The following is a 17,904-nucleotide window of genomic DNA, read 5'->3' as shown; positions in this document are numbered from 1 at the left end:
CTTTTTTTATGACTTTTTATTGGATTATTTCTCAGAAGAAAAACCGGCACCAATAAACTCGCGGTTGAGGCGGGCGATATTAGTGAGGGAAATTTCTTTCGGACATTCTGCTTCGCAGGCGCCAGTGTTGGTACAGCTGCCAAAGCCTTCCTTGTCCATTTGAGCCACCATGTTGAGTGCACGGCTGTGTTTTTCAGGATGTCCCTGTGGCAGCAGGGCCAGCTGGGATACCTTTGCAGACACAAACAACATAGCAGAGGAGTTTTTACATGCTGCTACGCAGGCGCCACAACCGATACAGGCAGCTGCTGCAAAAGCCAGGTCTGCTTTGGTTTTATCTACCGGGATACAGTTAGCATCCTGTGCGTTACCTGTGTTTACGGAAATATAACCACCTGCTTCGATAATACGATCAAAAGCAGATCTGTCTACCGTTAAGTCTTTTACTACCGGGAATGCACCCGCTCTCCAGGGTTCTACTGTGATAGTATCGCCATCTTTGAAAGCGCGCATGTGCAGCTGGCAGGTAGTAGTACCATCCCATGGACCGTGAGCGCGGCCATTGATGTGCATGGAGCACATACCACAGATACCTTCGCGGCAATCATGATCGAATGCGATGGGATCTTTTCCTTCGTTGATCAGTTCTTCATTCACCACATCGAACATTTCCAGGAAAGACATTTCAGAAGAAATGTTTTTAGCCTGTAAAGTTTCAAATCTACCCTGATCGTTTTTGTTTTTCTGCCTCCACACTTTTAATGTGAGGTTCATGTTATAATGTTCCATATACTTTGGACAATTATTTGATTTATAATCCTGGTTAACCGTTGAGCAGTCAGCCAATAACCATTATTTATAGCTACGTTGTGTAGGTTTGCATTCTTCGAATACCAGTGGTTCTTTGTGCAGTTCGTACTGGCCTTCGCCTTTGTATTCCCATGCTGCCACATAGCTGAAGTTTTCGTCGTCGCGTTTTGCTTCGCCATCTTCTGTTTGTGACTCTTCACGGAAGTGACCTCCACAGGATTCGCGGCGATTCAATGCATCAAGGCACATCAGTTCACCCAGTTCGAGGAAGTCGGCTACGCGACCGGCCTTTTCCAGTTCGGGGTTGAATTCGTTGGCTTCCCCTGGCACTCTTACATTGCTCCAGAACTCAGCACGCAGTGCTTTGATTTCTTCGATCGCTTCTTTCAGGCCCTTTTCATTACGTGCCATACCGCATTTATCCCACATGATCTTACCTAGTTTTTTGTGGTAGAAATCAACGGATTTGGTGCCTTTGATAGCAAAGAATTTATTGATAGTATCTCTAACTTTTTGCTCTGCTGCTACGAATGCGGGGTGGTCGGTTGGGATAGCTTTCGTGCGGATTTCGTCTGCCAGGTAGTTACCTACGGTGTAAGGGATAACGAAGTAACCGTCGGCCAGTCCCTGCATCAGTGCAGATGCACCGAGGCGGTTAGCGCCATGGTCGGAGAAGTTGGCTTCACCCAGGGAATACAGACCAGGAACGGTAGTGCCCAGTTCGTAATCTACCCACAGGCCACCCATGGTGTAGTGTACAGCAGGGTAAATACGCATCGGGGTTTCGTAAGGATTTTCACCGGTAATTTTGGCGTACATGTCGAACAGGTTACCATATTTTTCGGCTACTACTTCTTTACCCAGTTTAATTATTTCTTCTTTGGAAACATTGCTCATCTGGCGTTTACCCACTTCGATGTTACCATAGCGTTCGATCGCTGCGGCAAAGTCGAGGTACACCGCCTGTTTGGAGGTACCTACGCCATAGCCGGCATCGCATCTTTCTTTTGCCGCGCGGGAAGCCACATCACGGGGAACGAGGTTACCGAAGGCAGGATATCTTCTTTCCAGGTAATAATCCCTTTCTTCTTCGGGAATATCGCTGGCTTTACGGGTATCGTTTTGTTTTTTAGGCACCCAGATACGACCATCGTTACGCAGTGATTCTGACATGAGGGTCAGTTTAGACTGGTGATCACCGGAAACCGGGATACAGGTGGGGTGGATCTGTGTGAAGCAAGGGTTAGCGAAGTAAGCGCCGTTCTTGGTAGCTTTCCAGGCGGCTGTTACGTTAGAACCCATAGCGTTGGTAGACAGGAAGAATACGTTACCATAACCGCCGCTGCAGATCAGTACTGCATGGCCGAAATGGCGTTCCAGTTCACCATTGATCAGGTTACGTGCAATGATACCACGTGCTTTTCCATCTATTTTCACGATGTCGAGCATTTCATGGCGGTTATACATTTTCACATTCCCTAACGCTACCTGGCGTTCCAGGGCGGAGTAAGCGCCGAGGAGCAGCTGCTGACCGGTTTGACCAGCGGCATAAAAAGTACGCTGTACCTGTGTACCACCGAAAGAACGGTTACTCAGCAGACCACCGTATTCACGTGCAAAGGGAACACCCTGTGCCACGCATTGATCTATAATGTTACCGCTCACTTCTGCCAAACGGTGTACGTTAGCTTCGCGGGCGCGGTAGTCGCCACCTTTTACTGTATCGTAGAACAAGCGGAAAACGGAGTCTCCATCGTTCTGATAATTTTTGGCCGCGTTAATACCACCCTGTGCAGCAATACTGTGGGCGCGACGCGGACTATCCTGAAAGCAGAATGCTTTTACTTTGTATCCTAACTCACCTAATGACGCAGCAGCAGACGCGCCGGCTAAACCTGTACCTACCACAATTATTTCCAGACTACGTTTATTGGCAGGGTTTACCAATTTACAATGTCCTTTGTAGTCTTCCCACTTGGAATTTAATGAGCCTTTAGGAATCTTTGAGTCCAACATATATCCTTACTTTACAGAATTATTTGAAATAGATTACAACAGGGATAATAGCAAAGCCAACAGGGATCGCTATTCCAAACAGCCATATACCAATGAAGCTGAGCAAGCCATTGTATTTTTTATGATTTAAACCGAAGGTCTGGCAGGCGCTTTTGAAGCCGTGGATCAGGTGGAAAGATAAGCCGATCATACCGATCACATACAATACCACTAACCAGCCGGTTTTAAAAGTTTCCTGGGATACCAGGTACAAATCCTTCAATGGTTCTTCCTGGCCGGGATAAGTGTGGAGCGGCATTTCACCGTAGTGGAATTTTGCCCAGAAGTTAGCCAGGTGGATAATGATGAAGATGAAGAGAATGCTTCCCATGATAGCCATCTGGCGGCTGAACCAGGAAGATGTTTGATTACCCGGATTAACGGCATATTTCACCGGACGGGCAGCCCTGTTGCTGAATGTAAGCTGTATCGCAATAAATGCGTGTAACAGAATCACAATTTTCAGCCCCCAGGCAATAAACTGAATCAGGCTATTGTGTCCCATGAACGCAGCATATGCGTTAAAGGCCTTGCCTTCATCATTGTACAACAACTGGAAATTTCCCGCCAGGTGTACAATAACAAAACTGCAAAGAAACAAGCCGGTAGCACCTACCAATAACTTCTTACCGATAGAGGTATTAAAGAACTGTGACCACTTCATAAGTAAAATTCTAAGCTTCCTAGTATAAAAAGATGATTGAAATGTCGGGCAAATTTAACGCAGGAAAAATAAAAACCAAATGATATTTATCAGGTTTTCAGATGAATAAATCAGAATTCATATGTGTAAAAAGCTGATTTACATATATTCACGCATAATATCTTTCATTTTGTAATGAAAATTAATATTACTCCAGGCGTTTCAACATGATATTGTCCACCATATTAAACAGGTGCATTGGCTGATAGGTTCGCCATTTATCGTCGTCGATCAGGTGGACATAATGGTCCAGGCGAGCCTGCTCAAACTCAGCACGGGTCTGCGATGGCATGTTCAGGCCTACGATCCAGCCGCCCTCGTCACGGATGTCTTCCCACCATTCTTCGTAGTAACAATCATCGGAAGAATGGAAATTCATCACGTTTTCGGTAATGAGTATAAACTTGGTAATCCCTTGCGCAACAAGGGTATCAATAATGTTGCGCTTCATGGTCATAATATCATTATCTACCGCATCATTCCATTCTCCCAACAATTCAATGATGGTAAAATTGAACTGGTAATCGGTAAACAGGATTTTCATATAGAGATTGCGGGAGCCAAATTCATCCCATTGCGGATGTATATAATAATTATATACCGCATTGGAATATTCAAACTCGCTGTACTCCCGTCCATAAAAAGGCGAATATTCATCTTCTTCAGCGGTGTACAAATGTCGCCAGTTGTAATATGGTTCTATGTCGTGCATACCTGGGTTATCTGTATAAAGGTCATTTTTTCACAAAATCATCTACTGCTTTTTTCACGCTGCCAGCCTTGAGTAACAGCTCCTGGGCCTGGTTATAATCGGCGAGCGATAGCTGTTCCATCAGCATCTTTACGCCACGGTCTACCAACTTTTCGTTGCTGAGCTGCATATTCACCATCTTATTATCTTCTACCCTGCCTAATTGTATCATCACGGCAGTAGAAATCATATTCAATACCAGTTTTTGTGCCGTACCGCTTTTCAGGCGGGTGCTGCCGGTTACAAATTCAGGGCCTACCACTACTTCCACAGGGAAGTCTGCTGCCGCTGAAACGGGGGTATCGGGGTTACAGCTAATGCTGCCGGTAACAATACCATGGCCACGGCATTCATCCAGCGCGCCAATCACGTAAGGCGTAGTACCACTGGCGGCGATGCCTACCACCACATCTTTGTCGGTAATATTGTACGCTTGTAAGTCGGCCCATCCCTGCTGCCGGTCGTCTTCCGCAAACTCTACTGCCTTGCGGATGGCACTGTCGCCCCCTGCAATCAGTCCTACTACCAGTCCCTGGGGCACGCCAAAGGTAGGCGGGCATTCCGACGCATCTACCACTCCCAGGCGACCGCTGGTGCCTGCGCCTAAATAAAACAAACGGCCGCCCGCCAGCATTTTATCAGCAATGGCGGTGACCAGCTTCTCAATCTGGGGAATACACTTCTCCACGGCCAATGGAACGGTCTGATCTTCCTTGTTCATATTCACCAGCAATTCGGTTACACTCATTTTCTCGAGGTGGCGATAATGGGAAGCCTGTTCCGTTACTTTAATAAATGACATATTGATAACTTGAAAATGATTAACGATGATACACCAGCAACCCATCCATAGGTGTACGCAATACCTTGCCCATAGGCAATTCATATAGTTCGCACAGCTCTGTCAGGATGTCGCGGAAAGTCCAGGCTACCCCACCGGTAAAATGCAAGGAGGTGGTCCAGCTTTCCCGGTATTTATAAATATGATTAAAGAAGAAGTCATTTAAACCATCTTCCAGGATATTTTCAATCATGAAATGCTGACGATTTTCCGAGAGAAACGTTGTAAACCCCGCTAGGTAGCGGTTGGCTAACGGTTTACGATATACGTTTTCCAGTATTTCATCTTTATTGGTTTTGTATTTATACTCAAAACGGGCGTGCAGGTCTTCGTCAAAACTGTTATAGAGGTAGTATTGGAGCACTTTTTTGCCCAGGTAAGCGCCGCTGCCTTCGTCGCCCAGGATGTATCCCAGGCCGGGATTATTCTTTACAATCTCCTTACCATCATAATAACAGGAATTGGAACCGGTACCTAAAATACTGACTACGCCTTCTTCCCGTCCGCAAAGTGAGCGGGCAGCTCCCATCAGATCGTGTTGTACCTCTGCTTCGGCCTGTGGCCAAATGGCCTTAATAGCATCGGTAACCAGTTGCAAATTCTTTGGCTGGGACAGGCCGGTGCCATAAAAATAAATGGCTGTTACCTGGCTATTGGCGGGCAACTGCGGCAGCAACTCGGTTACAAGGATGGCCCTGATCTGCTCTGCCGACTGAAAATAGGGGCTTACACCCTGCGTTTTCAATATAATTGGTTCCCCGGCGCCCAAAACGCCCCATTCCGTCTTTGTAGATCCACTATCTGCTATCAGCTTTATTCCAGTGCCCATAACCGGTAATTTATGAAATTAAAGAATCCTAAAAGTTTGCACCTGATTTATGCTATTTTTGTCACAATTTAAACAAAAGGGCATCATATAAGCAAATAGCCCCTTTTTAGTTTAAATGATGATGATTCATGTGTGCGGCAGGTGGCTTTCCGCCAGGTCCTTACACCACATGTCTAAAGATTGGTCATATAAAATTAGCGGGATAATAATCTGATTATGTCTAACAGGAAGTTGAATGTTTTTTTACCTCTGCTCTTTGCGGTTGTACTAGCCCTGGGAATGTTTCTCGGGCATAAAATGCCGGGATCGAACAATGGAGGAGCCACCGTATTCTTTGCCAAGCCCAATAAAGGGCCCCTGCAAGAGGTAATGGATCTGATCAAAGCCAAATATGTTGACTCACTCAATACCGATGACCTACAGCATGAAGCCATCGACGGCCTGCTGAGCCACCTCGACCCTCACTCTATTTATATTCCGCCTTCAGAACTGCAACGGGTCAATGAAGACATGGAAGGTAATTTCGAAGGTATAGGAGTAGAATTCAACATCACCGCAGATACGGTGAACGTAGTAAGCGTGTTGAGCGGCGGCCCTTCTGAAGCAGCAGGCGTACAAACCGGCGACAAAATCCTCAAGGTAAATGACAGCCTGGTTGCAGGCAACAATATAACGCCAGATAGAATCCGCAAGCTGCTGCGCGGACCTGCCGGTTCCCTGGTAAACACCGAGATCCTGCGCCAGCAAAAGAAAATCCAGGTCCCTATCAAAAGAGGCGTTATTCCTTTATATAGCGTCGACGCCAGTTACATGGCGGCTCCGGGCGTGGGCTACATCAAAATCAGTAAGTTTTCCGCCACTACCTACGACGAATTCATGAAAGCGATCCGCGGACTGGAAAAACAGGGCATGAAAAAGCTGATCATCGATCTCCGGCAAAACCCAGGCGGCTACCTCGATGCAGCTACCCGCATTGCTGATGAGTTACTGGGAGATGACAAACTCATTGTTTACACCAAGGGAAAAGATTTTCCACGTACCGACTATAAAACTAAACGCCCAGGTATGTTTGAAAAAGGCGCCCTGGCTGTGTTAACCGATGAAGGCTCTGCCTCCGCCAGCGAAATCCTTTCCGGTGCTGTACAGGACTGGGACCGTGGCACTATTATCGGTCGCCGCACCTTTGGTAAAGGCCTGGTACAGGAACAATATGACCTCGACAACGGCGGCGCCCTGCGCCTCACGGTAGCCCGCTACTATATTCCTTCCGGCAGAAGCATCCAGAAGCCTTATGGTAAAGGACATGATGATTACGATGAAGATATTGCTGAACGTTATCACCATGGAGAACTGGTGAATAAAGACAGCATTAAAATCACAGATACCGTTGTGTACAAAACGGCCGCTGGCCGCACAGTATATGGTGGTGGCGGTATTACCCCGGATATCTTTATTCCCTTTGACACTTCCCGGTTTACGCCTACATTAACGGCTATCTATACCCGTAATACCTTCAGCAATTTTGCTTATCAATATTACACTTCGCATAGGGAAGCATTTAAATCCTATAAGAATGCGGAAGATTTCATCAAATCCTACCAGCCAGGTGCAGATTTGTTCAATGAGTTCAGGGAATATGCGAAGAAAGACAGCGTTCCGGGTATGGACCATCTCAGCCCACGCGATGAAAAAGAAATTCACCAGCGATTAAAAGCCATGCTGGCCCGTCAGCTATACAGAACAGAGGGCTTCTATGAAGCGATCAACGCAGATGATCCGATGATGAAAAAAGCGCTGGAAGTAGTAGAAAAAGAGAAAGATTAAACTGGTTCAGCAAAATAAAAAAGCCCCCGTTCTATTAATCAGATCGGGGGCTTTTTTATGCCAGAACAGCCGGCTATATAACGGCTACCTGGTATAAAAAAATAAGCCCGTCCGTAGACGGGCCCACTTTTATGTTGTTTTATACTTACTATCTAGGGAATGCTTACTGATTCTTACGTTGCATTTTTGGCAGCGATTGTACAATCAGGTCGTTCATCACATTTACTGCTTCATCGAGATAAATGTCTTTGGTTCTCACCTTGAGCCAATCTTTGTTACGGGCTATTTTGGAGGAGTCGCCACCAAATTTCTCCATATCAGATTTGATATTGATGATGTTCAGTTCTTTCACTTTATCGTTTACTGCATCGTATTTTTTCAGTGCAGCGGTGTTAGACTTCTGTTCTGTTTTATAGGTCTGCAGGTTCAGTGAATAAGTTTCCTGTTTTTCCAGTTTTTTCAGTGTGCTTAGGTTTTCGTTGAGCAGTTTGAAGGCTGGGCTGGCGGCCATTCTTTTTTCACTGTTTCTTTTCAGCGATTCTGCATTCACCGGGTTGTACCAGGCAGTAAAGCTAGCACGGGGAATTTCGTCCCAGGCCAGGGCGTCGGAATCTTTGCGTTCTGCAATTTCGTAGTAAGGATCTGGCAATACGATATCGGAAGCAACGCCTTTCAGCTGTGTAGAACCACCGTTGGCACGGTAGAACTTTTGTTGGGTGAGCTTCAGGGCGCCCAGGCTGCCGCCGTCTTTCACCGGGTAGAAATCATCCAGGTTGAAGAGACGTTGCACGGTACCCTTACCAAAAGTTTGGGTGCTGCCAATGATCACTGCGCGTTTATAGTCCTGCATGGCAGCGGCCATAATTTCGGAAGCAGAGGCACTGTATTCGTTTACCATAATGGCAAGCGGGCCTTCGTATTGTACGTTTTTATCGCGGTCGCGTAATACCACCGCATCTCCGCCACGGGAGCGTACTTGTACTACCGGACCTTCGGGAATGAAGAGACCAGCCATTTGTACTACGTCCTGTAAAGATCCACCGCCATTGAAACGGAGGTCGAGGATGATGCCTTCTACTTTCTCTGCCTTCAGTTTAGCCACTTCTTTTGCTACATCGTCAGCACTGCGGGCGCCGTTGCGATCGTTGAAGTCGGCGTAGAATTCCGGCAGATAGATATAACCAATTTTATGCTGACCGTTGATGATAGCGGATTTAGCAAACGTTTCCTCTGTAACAATTTCATCGCGGATGATGGTAATATCTTTTACGGTACCGTCGGCGCTTTTCACGGTGAGTTTTACCGGTGTACCTTTTTTACCGCGGATCAGTTTTACAGCGTCTTCCACAGGATAACCGGTAATGTCTACTGGTTCTGCATTTCCCTGAGCTACTTTCTGGATCACATCGTTGGCTTTCAGTTGTCCCTGCTTCCAGCTGGGGCTACCGGTAACGATGCTTACCACCCTGATTTTATCGCCTTCTTCTTTCAGTTGTGCACCGATACCAAAGAATTTACCGGCCATTTGTTCTTCAAACGCGCGTTTTTCATCGGGTGGGAAGTAGTCGGTGTGCGGATCCATGGTGGTAGTGATCGCGTTTACATACAGGTTGAAGCGGTCGTTATCGTTCTGCCTGGTCTTTAAACGGTCGAAATAGCGATCGTACAGTTGCTTCACTTTTACACGGGCTTCTGCTTCCAGTTCTGTATCCGTTTTTGCTTTCACGCTGTCTTTCCCTTTGTCTTTCTCCCGCATTTCCTGGAGATCTGTGAGTTTCTCGAGGGTACGGTATTTCAGCACTTTGCGCCATGCTTCCTTGCGTGCTTTTTCGTCGGCAGGGTAGTCGATCTTATCGGGGTCGAGGGTTACTTTCTCATCCACTGTAAAATCGAAGGGCTGGGCAAGAATTTCCGGATAGATAGCGGCTGCTTCTGCCACGCGTTGTTTAATCAATGTATTGATACTGCGGAAACAATCGATGGGAGCACCTTTCAGCTCATCGTCGATATGCGTGGATAAAGGCAGCAGTTTTTCCACATCAGATTTGAGAAAAAACTTCTTTTCAGTATCCAGGCTACGCAGGTATTTATTAAAAACTTCGGTGGAGAATTTATCGTCTATTGCTTTCGGTTGATAGTGCCCTTCTTTCAGCATCTGGCCTACCAGGTTCATAATCACCTCATAACGTCCGGGGGGGTCGTCGGTATGTCCGAGCTTATTAAAAGCCAACACCCCTGCGGAGATGCTAAGCAGCACAACCGGTATAATCACTTTCAGTCTCATATGTATCTCAATTGAACTTAAATGTTGTCAAATCAAATATAAAATAAAATCACCCGTTGCCTGAGTAATTTACTTCCTTTTAACAAAAAATTGGGCCAAACGGGCGCCGGGCCAGATATGCGGCGTTCCGGCGACCTGCTGTCGGCGGGTTTAAACTACGCCCACGCCGGGTATTAAACGGTAAAGGCACCTGAAATGTTGGGCATCCCTAGGCTTTTACCAACTTATAAATGGCGCCCTGGAAACCATTTCTCCCCGAAATGCTTGTCAACATATACAGTTCTCCCTGCTCATCCTCTCCCCAGCTAAGGATCTGCATATTTTCGGCAGGACGGCCTACCAGCTCGAGGTTGACACGCTGCCAGCTTTTTCCCTGGGGAACCAATACAAAAGATTTCCCGTTGTAATCGCCAAAAACGTAGGCTCCTTTCAGTGCCGGGATCATATTGCCCCGGTATACGTAGCCTCCGGTGATACTTATCCCCAGATCGTGGCTGTATTCATGAATAGGCGCTATCAAGCCGGATTTGTTGGCTCCGGCAGGCGCCTGGTAGTCGTGCAGACCTTCCATGATTCGCCAGCCATAGTTGCCTCCCCGGATAATGATGTCCACTTCCTCATACTTATCTTGTCCTACATCCGCAGCGAAGAGCAGTTTGCTTTTCCTGTCGAACGAAAAACGCCATGGATTACGCAACCCATAGGCCCAAATTTCGCCCCTGGCGTCGGGATGATTCACAAAAGGGTTATCTGGCGGGACAGTATAGGGCGTACCATTTACATTAATCCGTAATATTTTCCCTAGCAAGGTCGACAGGTCTTGCCCATTGCCGGCGGTACCGTGCCTATCTCCGCCTCCGCCACCGTCGCCCAGGCCAATGTAGAGATAACCGTCAGGGCCAAACTGGAGTTGGCCGCCGTTGTGGTTGGACTCAGGTTCATCGATCTCCATTACTATCCGCCGGGAGGCCGGGTCGGCCACATTAGGATTGGTAGCACTGGCGGTGAATTCCACCAGGCGGCTGGTATGATTATATCCTTTTTTCACAGCTGGCGCACTATAATACACATAAAACTTATGGTTAGTGTGGAATTCAGGATGGAAGGCCATTCCCAGCAGTCCTCTTTCGTCGTACCCCGGGTTAATGTTTACCAGCTCCCGGCTTACATCGAGAAAGGGAGCCGGGAGCAGCTTATTTTGCTTTACAATCCATATTTTCCCTTCTTTCTGACAGAAGAATAGTCTGCCGGAACCATCACCTGGTACTGCCATGTTTACGGGAGATATAAAGGCATCGGTGACCAACTGGAGCTTTGCTTTATATACCGGGGCATCGGCGGGTTTACCTGCTTTTTCGTTGGGGGCATTGTTTGCACAAGCCGCCTGGACAAGCAATACCGGCAATAATGTCCATAACATCAGGGGAAATAGCTTCATAGCATGCAGTATTAGTGCAGAATAAATATAATGAAGAAAGCAGAAAGCTTTATGTGTATCTTTGCAGGCAAAACACGATAGCTTGGACACGATGGCACCGAAAAAGAATGACCCTTACGCATCGTTGCGGTTCCCTGAATTCAATTATTATCTTGTTATCCGCTTTGCAATTGTGTTTGCATTAGCTATGCAATTTGCCATTATAGAGTGGAAAGTATATGAGATTTCCAAAGATCCTTTTTCACTGGGATTGATTGGTTTATCGGAAGTAATACCAGCTGTGCTGCTGGCGCCTTTTGCCGGCCACCTGGTAGATAAGCGGGAGAAGCGGGGGATGTTAATGAAATGTATCATTGCCTACGTGTTTATTAGTTCCGGGTTGTTCCTCCTCACCTGGGATCGTGCCGTAGCCGGCATTTCCAAAGAATGGGTACTGAATCTGATTTATGTAATGGTTTTCCTCGGTGGTATTATCAGGGCTTTTACAAGTCCGGCCAATTTCACTTTACTTTCTTTGTTGGTACCGCGTGAACTATATGCCAATGCTTCTACCTGGAGCAGTTCGGCCTGGCAGATCGGCGGTGTGCTGGGGCCTGCGCTGGGCGGACTTTTCATCCACTGGTTTGGGGTACACTGGTCGATGTTGATTGTTGTTTTCATGTTGTTTCCCCCTTTATTCAGCATCATAAAAATAGCACCTAAGCCGGTTTACTACCAGGCCAAGGGCGAAGGTTTCCTGGATGGGCTGACAAAGGGAATGCGGTTTGTGTGGAAAACCAAGGTAGTATTGAATGCTATGGCATTGGATATGTTTGCCGTATTGTTTGGTGGAGCGGTGGCTATGCTACCGGCATTCGCTACGGATGTACTGCATGTAGGTTCCTTCGGATATGGCTTATTGCGTTCGGCGCCAGCCGTAGGTGCGCTGGTGACTATGTTTATCCTCGCACACCGGCCATTGGTATACAAACCGGGCATTAAGCTGCTGGCGGCAGTTTTCGGCTTTGGGCTTACCATTATACTTTTCGGTTTATCGAAAAATTTCTACCTGTCCATTTTTGCTTTATTGATCAGCGGTTCGCTCGATGGGATCAGTGTCATTATCCGTCAAACGATCCTGCAGTTAAAAACACCGGATGATATGCGTGGGCGCGTGGCTTCTGTGAGCTCTATGTTTGTGGGATCCTCGAACGAACTGGGTGCCTTTGAAAGCGGCTTTATGGCCAGGGCTATGGGATTGGTGCCTTCAGTAGTGTTTGGGGGCTGTGTTACGCTGGGTGTAGTGATTACCACTTACGTGATATCGCCGGCAATGCGTAAGCTGGACTTAAAAGCATAATAGTCAGCTTTCAGTGTATTACTGAAAGCTGAGACCTTATAAATTCATTTTTTCTTTCAACTTTTCCAACACGTAGTAAACGGCCGGGCATACCGTACTGTTTTCGTAAGTGATTTTAGGGCGTTTGAAGAAGTCGTAGCTATCTGTATAAGGATAGTTGCCGCAGTCGCCGGGGCGTACCTCATAGATGCTACAATAGTTATCGGCGCCCAGGAAGGGACAGGGCGTAAATTTCACCACGTAATCTTCATCACTATCGATCCGGAGGTAAGTATCGATAAATTCGCCTTCCTTCATCCCTAAGTGTTTGGAAATGCGGCGGATATCGGGTCCTTTAAAGCGGGGGCTGATGGTTTTACAGCAGTTGCCGCATTGCAGGCAATCAATTTTACTGAATGCCTCCTCATGCAGTTCCGGGAGCATCTTCTCTACGCCTTTTCCACGGCGGGTTTGCAGTTTGGTCAGAAACTGTTTGTTTACCTTTTGCTTATCCCGGGCTTTCTGTTCCCAGTCTTCTAGTATTTTGCTCATTTGCCGCAAAGATAAGTAATTAACAGTTGGACAAAATTATGACATAGTCTGTATCCGACGGGGTGGCTTTTATCACCGTTTTACCCCGCCCCTGCTGATTGTTTGGCCGTTGTACAAAATCTGCATAGCTTTGCGCATTCTATTTCAAATTACCTGCTTACATCATGAATCTTTTTGATATTCAACAAAATGAATTCGTGCACCGTCACATAGGGCCGAATGAAGGGGAGACCAACCAGATGCTGGAAACCATTGGGGCCTCCAACCTGGACCAGCTGATCAGCAAGACCGTTCCGGGCGCCATCCGTATGCAACAGCCGCTGGCGATTCCTGCTGCAATGAGCGAGAGTGATTACCTCCGTCACCTGAAAGAAGTTTCACTGAAGAACAAGGTATATCGCAACTATATTGGCCAGGGTTACTTTGATACCATTACCCCGAGTGTTATCCTGCGTAATGTATTTGAAAATCCAGGATGGTATACCCAGTATACTCCTTACCAGGCAGAAATTTCTCAAGGCCGCCTGGAGAGCTTACTGAATTACCAGACGATGGTAGCTGACCTGACCGGTTTGCCGATTGCCAACGCCTCCCTGCTGGATGAAGCCACTGCAGCGGCGGAAGCAATGACCATGTTCTTCAACGCGTTGAACAAAGATCATGATCATGTAACCAGACCTAAGTTTTTTGTGGATAACAACGTATATCCTCAAACACTGGATGTAATTTATACCCGCGCTACACCGCTGCATATCGAAGTAGTAGTAGGCGATTATAAAGCAGCCGAATTTGACACTGCTTATTTCGGCGCATTAGTGCAGTATCCTGATAACGTAGGTGCTACTGCCGATTACCGTGCATTTATTGAGCGCGTACACACTACCGGTGCTTTTGTTGGAGTAGCTACCGACCTGCTGGCATTAACCCTGCTCACCTCTCCGGGCGAAATGGGTGCTGACGCGGCCTTTGGTTCTGCCCAACGTTTTGGCGTTCCATTAGGCTTTGGTGGTCCGCACGCTGCATTCTTTGCCGTGAAAGACGAGTTTAAACGTTCCATTCCCGGCCGTATCATTGGTGTAAGCATTGATGCACAGGGTAACCGCGCGCTGCGTATGGCCCTCCAAACCCGCGAGCAGCATATCAAACGTGAAAAAGCTACTTCCAATATCTGTACTGCCCAGGCATTGCTGGCCAATATGGCTGCTATGTATGCCGTATACCATGGCCCGGCAGGACTGAAAAACATTGCTACCCGTATTTCCCTGCTCACCAATACACTGGCGCAGAAATTGAAGGCGAAAGGGCTGAAACTGGCTGCTGACAGTTTCTTTGATACCATTGTAGTAGAAAATGCAGATGTGAAATCTGCCGCAGAAACAGCTGGTATTAACTTCCGTTATTTTGCTAATGGCAGCGTAGGTATTTCCCTGGATGAAACAGCTACCATTGCGGATGTAAACGATATCCTGCACCTGTTTGGCGCAGGAAAAACAGATGCTGCGGAAGTAACAGCAGGTGTCATTGGTATTCAAGCCGACTTACAGCGTACTTCTGCTTACCTCACACACCCTGTATTTAACAGCTATCATAGCGAGTCACTGATGATGCGCTACCTGAAAATGCTGGAAAATAAAGATCTTTCCCTGAATACTTCCATGATATCGCTCGGTTCCTGCACCATGAAACTGAATGCAGCTACAGAGATGATTCCTTTAAGCTGGGCACACTGGAGCAAAATGCACCCATTTGCGCCTAAAAGCCAGGTAGGCGGTTATTTACAGATGGCTACCGAACTGGGTGAATACCTGAGCAAGATTACCGGTTTTGATGCATGCAGCCTGCAACCTAACAGTGGTGCGCAAGGCGAGTATGCTGGTTTGCTGGTGATCCGTGCATACCAACAAAGCATTGGCCAGGGACACCGCAATGTAATGCTGATTCCTATCAGTGCACACGGCACCAACCCGGCATCTGCGGTAATGGCAGGTTTCAGGGTAGTGATTGTAAAAGCGCTGGAAAACGGTTACATCGACGTAGAAGATCTGAAAGCGAAAGCGGCTGCTTATAGCAAAGACCTCGCGGGTATTATGATCACTTACCCATCTACTTATGGCGTATACGAAGAAAGCGTGAAAGATATCTGTGCTACCATTCACGAACATGGCGGACAGGTATATATGGATGGCGCCAATATGAATGCGCAGGTAGGTTTAACTGCTCCCGGCCTGATTGGTGCAGATGTATGTCACCTGAACCTGCACAAAACATTTGCTATCCCTCACGGTGGTGGTGGTCCTGGCATGGGCCCGATCTGTGTTGCCAAACACCTGACTCCGTTCCTGCCCGGTCACGTTAGCCTGAACGATGGTAAAAAATCCAACGCGGTATCTGCGGCACCATTTGGTTCGGCCAGCATCCTGTTGATCTCTTACGCCTACATTCGTATGCTCGGAGCCAACGGTGTTAAACAAGCATCTGAATATGCCATCCTGAATGCCAACTACATGAAGGCAAGACTGGAAAAGGCTTACGATATCCTGTATACAGGCGTTAACGGTACCTGTGCGCATGAGTTTATAGTAGACCTCCGTCCGTTTAAAGCCTCCGCCGGCATAGAAGCAGAAGATGTAGCCAAGCGTTTGATGGACTATGGTTTCCACGCTCCTACCATGAGCTTCCCGGTTCCGGGTACTATTATGATTGAGCCTACCGAGAGTGAAGATAAAGGTGAACTGGATCGTTTCTGTGATGCGCTGTTAGCTATCCGCGAAGAAATTCGTGCAGTAGAAAACGGTAGTGTGGATAAACAAAACAACGTATTGAAAAATGCGCCACATACACAGCTCCTGATCACTGCCGATGAGTGGACACGTCCATACAGCCGTCAGCAGGCAGCCTTCCCGCTGGACTATGTAAAAGCAAATAAATTCTGGCCATCTGTAAGCCGTATCAATAACACCTTCGGCGACAGAAACCTGATATGCACCTGTGAACCTGCCAGTGCTTACGCAGAAGAAGCAGCGAGCATCTAAGCCCTGCGGCCATTAAACATATATAAAAAGGGCGAATCATAATGATTCGCCCTTTTTATATATGTTTAATGGCCTGTTACTTTAGAATGGGTTCCAGTACTTCCAGTTTTCCATCTATCGGCTGGGTTATATCCAGTCCAAGGATCCGGGCAACTAACGGATAAACCTGTACGTTTTCGAAAGTAGCGATACGGATATTGTTTTTGAAAGCTGGTCCCCAGGCCATGAATATGGCATTCATGTTAGTAAGATTATTATCATACCCGTGATGTCCGGGATGTTGCATTTTGCCTGACTGGCCAAATACATAATTCGCTTCTGCTACCAATATGATGTCGCCGATGCGATTGTAGATATCTTCTTGTCCATAATGCCACCTGGCGGGTGTTTCCTGCTTCAGGTATGCCGTATAATGATTTTCATTCTTCTTCAGATAATCGTATGCTGCTTTTATTTCGGTTTCGTTTTTCCCGTAGTACATCATCTTTTCATTGCCGGGCATTTTCTTCAATGGCTCTAATTGCGGGACATCGGGAATGCTGATGGTGTGTACCGTATCTACTTCCATCATACCGTGGTCGGATACCACGATAAAGTTGACCGGAAGGTGAAGTTGATTCACAGCGGCTACCATTTTGCCGATGGCGGCATCTACAAACTGCACCGAGTTGCGGGTACTGTCGGAATCGGGTCCGTATTTATGTCCCATATGATCTACTTCAGGGAAGTAAAAGGTAATGAGGTGTGGGCGTTGTTCTTCGGGCAGTTGCAGCCAGTTTACCACTGTCTGAATACGTTGATCGATCCCCGTCTTCTCCTGGTATTTGAAATAGTAGGTGGGCCTGACGTTCTGTATGGCGCTTTCCGATCCTACCCAGAAGTAGCTGGCGCTGAGCATTTGTTGTTTTTCTGCCAGCACCCACAATGGGACGCCATTGTACCAGGTGCCATCTTCTACGGCATCGCGGTTACCTACCTTATAGACGGCATCTCTTTTACGGTCATAGAAAAGATTATCTACCAGTCCATGATGTGCCGGATACAGGCCAGTAACGAGGGAATAGTGATTAGGAAAAGTGAGGGAAGGAAAAGAGGGTTGCATGGCAGTAGCCCGTATGCCGTTGCCGGAAAGCCGCAGCAGTTGTGTGGCGTTATATTTTTCGGCGTAGTCATAACGAAATCCGTCAATCGATATCATGATCACATAAGGCCTGGTTTGTTGCGTAGCGCTGTTTTTCCGTTCCGGTACCGTTAACTGGGCAGTATCCTGCGCCTGGCTGCCTATGGTGATCAGCAACAGGGCGGCGGCGAATAAAAAAATCCTTTTCACTATTGTCGTTTTATTATTAACAGGTTTAAGCTGGGGAAGTATAACAAATGATGGGTTAGATGGATTGCAAATTAGAAAACTATTTCCACTCGTGGCGACATGGAGAAATTATATATACGTTAACACGTTTACAGTGG

The 17,904-nt window shown here is 47.1% G+C and carries 13 protein-coding genes; 3 read left to right on the top strand and 10 right to left on the bottom strand.

The genetic code is table 11. From position 1 onward, the window contains the following. Nucleotides 1-24 precede the first annotated feature (24 nt). From HGH90_RS24455 to HGH90_RS24430, 6 genes are all read right to left on the bottom strand, one after another. On the bottom strand, nucleotides 25-789 hold the full coding sequence (locus HGH90_RS24455) for a succinate dehydrogenase/fumarate reductase iron-sulfur subunit (RefSeq protein WP_168766346.1): 765 nt from the start codon (nucleotides 787-789) through the stop codon (nucleotides 25-27). A 63-nt stretch (nucleotides 790-852) separates the two neighbouring features. Beyond that, nucleotides 853-2,826 carry a fumarate reductase/succinate dehydrogenase flavoprotein subunit gene (locus HGH90_RS24450; protein ID WP_168766345.1) on the bottom strand — a complete coding sequence of 658 codons (1,974 nt, stop codon included), beginning with the start codon at nucleotides 2,824-2,826 and terminating at the stop codon, nucleotides 853-855. Between the two features lie 19 nt (nucleotides 2,827-2,845). Further along, nucleotides 2,846-3,529: a succinate dehydrogenase cytochrome b subunit gene (locus tag HGH90_RS24445; RefSeq protein ID WP_168766344.1), complete on the bottom strand. Its 684-nt coding sequence runs from the start codon at nucleotides 3,527-3,529 to the stop codon at nucleotides 2,846-2,848. A 187-nt stretch (nucleotides 3,530-3,716) separates the two neighbouring features. After that, nucleotides 3,717-4,280: a hypothetical protein gene (locus HGH90_RS24440; protein ID WP_168766343.1), complete on the bottom strand. Its 564-nt coding sequence runs from the start codon at nucleotides 4,278-4,280 to the stop codon at nucleotides 3,717-3,719. A gap of 22 nt (nucleotides 4,281-4,302) precedes the next feature. Continuing rightward, nucleotides 4,303-5,121, bottom strand: a complete 819-nt coding sequence (gene murQ / locus HGH90_RS24435) for an N-acetylmuramic acid 6-phosphate etherase (RefSeq protein ID WP_168766342.1) — start codon at nucleotides 5,119-5,121, stop codon at nucleotides 4,303-4,305. A gap of 19 nt (nucleotides 5,122-5,140) precedes the next feature. After that, nucleotides 5,141-5,989, bottom strand: a complete 849-nt coding sequence (locus HGH90_RS24430) for a BadF/BadG/BcrA/BcrD ATPase family protein (protein ID WP_168766341.1) — start codon at nucleotides 5,987-5,989, stop codon at nucleotides 5,141-5,143. 216 nt (nucleotides 5,990-6,205) lie between these two features. Here HGH90_RS24430 and HGH90_RS24425 point away from each other — a divergent pair, with 216 nt between their 5' ends. Next, nucleotides 6,206-7,813 (top strand): S41 family peptidase, encoded by a 1,608-nt coding sequence (locus HGH90_RS24425; protein ID WP_247679993.1) that lies wholly within the window; start codon nucleotides 6,206-6,208, stop codon nucleotides 7,811-7,813. 163 nt (nucleotides 7,814-7,976) lie between these two features. Here HGH90_RS24425 and HGH90_RS24420 read toward each other — a convergent pair whose 3' ends face one another. Together HGH90_RS24420 and HGH90_RS24415 are read right to left on the bottom strand one after the other, a co-directional pair. After that, a complete protein-coding gene (locus HGH90_RS24420) occupies nucleotides 7,977-10,097 on the bottom strand; it encodes a carboxy terminal-processing peptidase (protein WP_168766340.1) in 2,121 nt (706 codons plus the stop codon). Between the two features lie 208 nt (nucleotides 10,098-10,305). Next, entirely contained in the window at nucleotides 10,306-11,535 is a 1,230-nt protein-coding gene (locus HGH90_RS24415; RefSeq protein WP_169192077.1) for a PQQ-dependent sugar dehydrogenase, read from the bottom strand. 91 nt (nucleotides 11,536-11,626) lie between these two features. Between HGH90_RS24415 and HGH90_RS24410 the strand changes: the two genes are divergently transcribed. Further along, nucleotides 11,627-12,874, top strand: coding sequence for an MFS transporter (locus HGH90_RS24410; RefSeq protein WP_169192170.1), 1,248 nt, complete (start codon nucleotides 11,627-11,629; stop codon nucleotides 12,872-12,874). A 36-nt stretch (nucleotides 12,875-12,910) separates the two neighbouring features. On the opposite strand, the gene HGH90_RS24405 is transcribed toward HGH90_RS24410, so the two are convergent. Next, nucleotides 12,911-13,405 carry a YkgJ family cysteine cluster protein gene (locus tag HGH90_RS24405; protein WP_168766339.1) on the bottom strand — a complete coding sequence of 165 codons (495 nt, stop codon included), beginning with the start codon at nucleotides 13,403-13,405 and terminating at the stop codon, nucleotides 12,911-12,913. Between the two features lie 164 nt (nucleotides 13,406-13,569). On the opposite strand from HGH90_RS24405, the gene gcvP reads away from it, so the two are divergent. Next, nucleotides 13,570-16,437: an aminomethyl-transferring glycine dehydrogenase gene (gene gcvP, locus HGH90_RS24400; protein WP_168766338.1), complete on the top strand. Its 2,868-nt coding sequence runs from the start codon at nucleotides 13,570-13,572 to the stop codon at nucleotides 16,435-16,437. A 76-nt stretch (nucleotides 16,438-16,513) separates the two neighbouring features. Here the strand turns inward: gcvP and HGH90_RS24395 are convergent, their stop codons facing one another. Continuing rightward, entirely contained in the window at nucleotides 16,514-17,767 is a 1,254-nt protein-coding gene (locus HGH90_RS24395) for an ectonucleotide pyrophosphatase/phosphodiesterase (RefSeq protein WP_211172675.1), read from the bottom strand. Nucleotides 17,768-17,904 lie beyond the last annotated feature (137 nt).

The organism is Chitinophaga sp. Ak27 (genome assembly GCF_012726295.1).
In the GTDB taxonomy this organism is placed as follows: Bacteria; Bacteroidota; Bacteroidia; order Chitinophagales; family Chitinophagaceae; genus Chitinophaga.
The sequence above is the reverse complement of the archived record's forward strand: the minus strand, read 5'-3'. Positions and strand labels throughout refer to the sequence as shown.

What these genes read in the sequence shown, in the direction of transcription:
- HGH90_RS24455 (WP_168766346.1), bottom strand. Translation starts at nt 789, where the DNA reads ATGGAACATTATAACATGAACCTCACATTAAAAGTGTGGAGGCAGAAA.
- HGH90_RS24450 (WP_168766345.1), bottom strand. Translation starts at nt 2,826, where the DNA reads ATGTTGGACTCAAAGATTCCTAAAGGCTCATTAAATTCCAAGTGGGAA.
- HGH90_RS24445 (WP_168766344.1), bottom strand. Translation starts at nt 3,529, where the DNA reads ATGAAGTGGTCACAGTTCTTTAATACCTCTATCGGTAAGAAGTTATTG.
- HGH90_RS24440 (WP_168766343.1), bottom strand. Translation starts at nt 4,280, where the DNA reads ATGCACGACATAGAACCATATTACAACTGGCGACATTTGTACACCGCT.
- murQ (WP_168766342.1), bottom strand. Translation starts at nt 5,121, where the DNA reads ATGTCATTTATTAAAGTAACGGAACAGGCTTCCCATTATCGCCACCTC.
- HGH90_RS24430 (WP_168766341.1), bottom strand. Translation starts at nt 5,989, where the DNA reads ATGGGCACTGGAATAAAGCTGATAGCAGATAGTGGATCTACAAAGACG.
- HGH90_RS24425 (WP_247679993.1), top strand. Translation starts at nt 6,206, where the DNA reads ATGTCTAACAGGAAGTTGAATGTTTTTTTACCTCTGCTCTTTGCGGTT.
- HGH90_RS24420 (WP_168766340.1), bottom strand. Translation starts at nt 10,097, where the DNA reads ATGAGACTGAAAGTGATTATACCGGTTGTGCTGCTTAGCATCTCCGCA.
- HGH90_RS24415 (WP_169192077.1), bottom strand. Translation starts at nt 11,535, where the DNA reads ATGAAGCTATTTCCCCTGATGTTATGGACATTATTGCCGGTATTGCTT.
- HGH90_RS24410 (WP_169192170.1), top strand. Translation starts at nt 11,627, where the DNA reads ATGGCACCGAAAAAGAATGACCCTTACGCATCGTTGCGGTTCCCTGAA.
- HGH90_RS24405 (WP_168766339.1), bottom strand. Translation starts at nt 13,405, where the DNA reads ATGAGCAAAATACTAGAAGACTGGGAACAGAAAGCCCGGGATAAGCAA.
- gcvP (WP_168766338.1), top strand. Translation starts at nt 13,570, where the DNA reads ATGAATCTTTTTGATATTCAACAAAATGAATTCGTGCACCGTCACATA.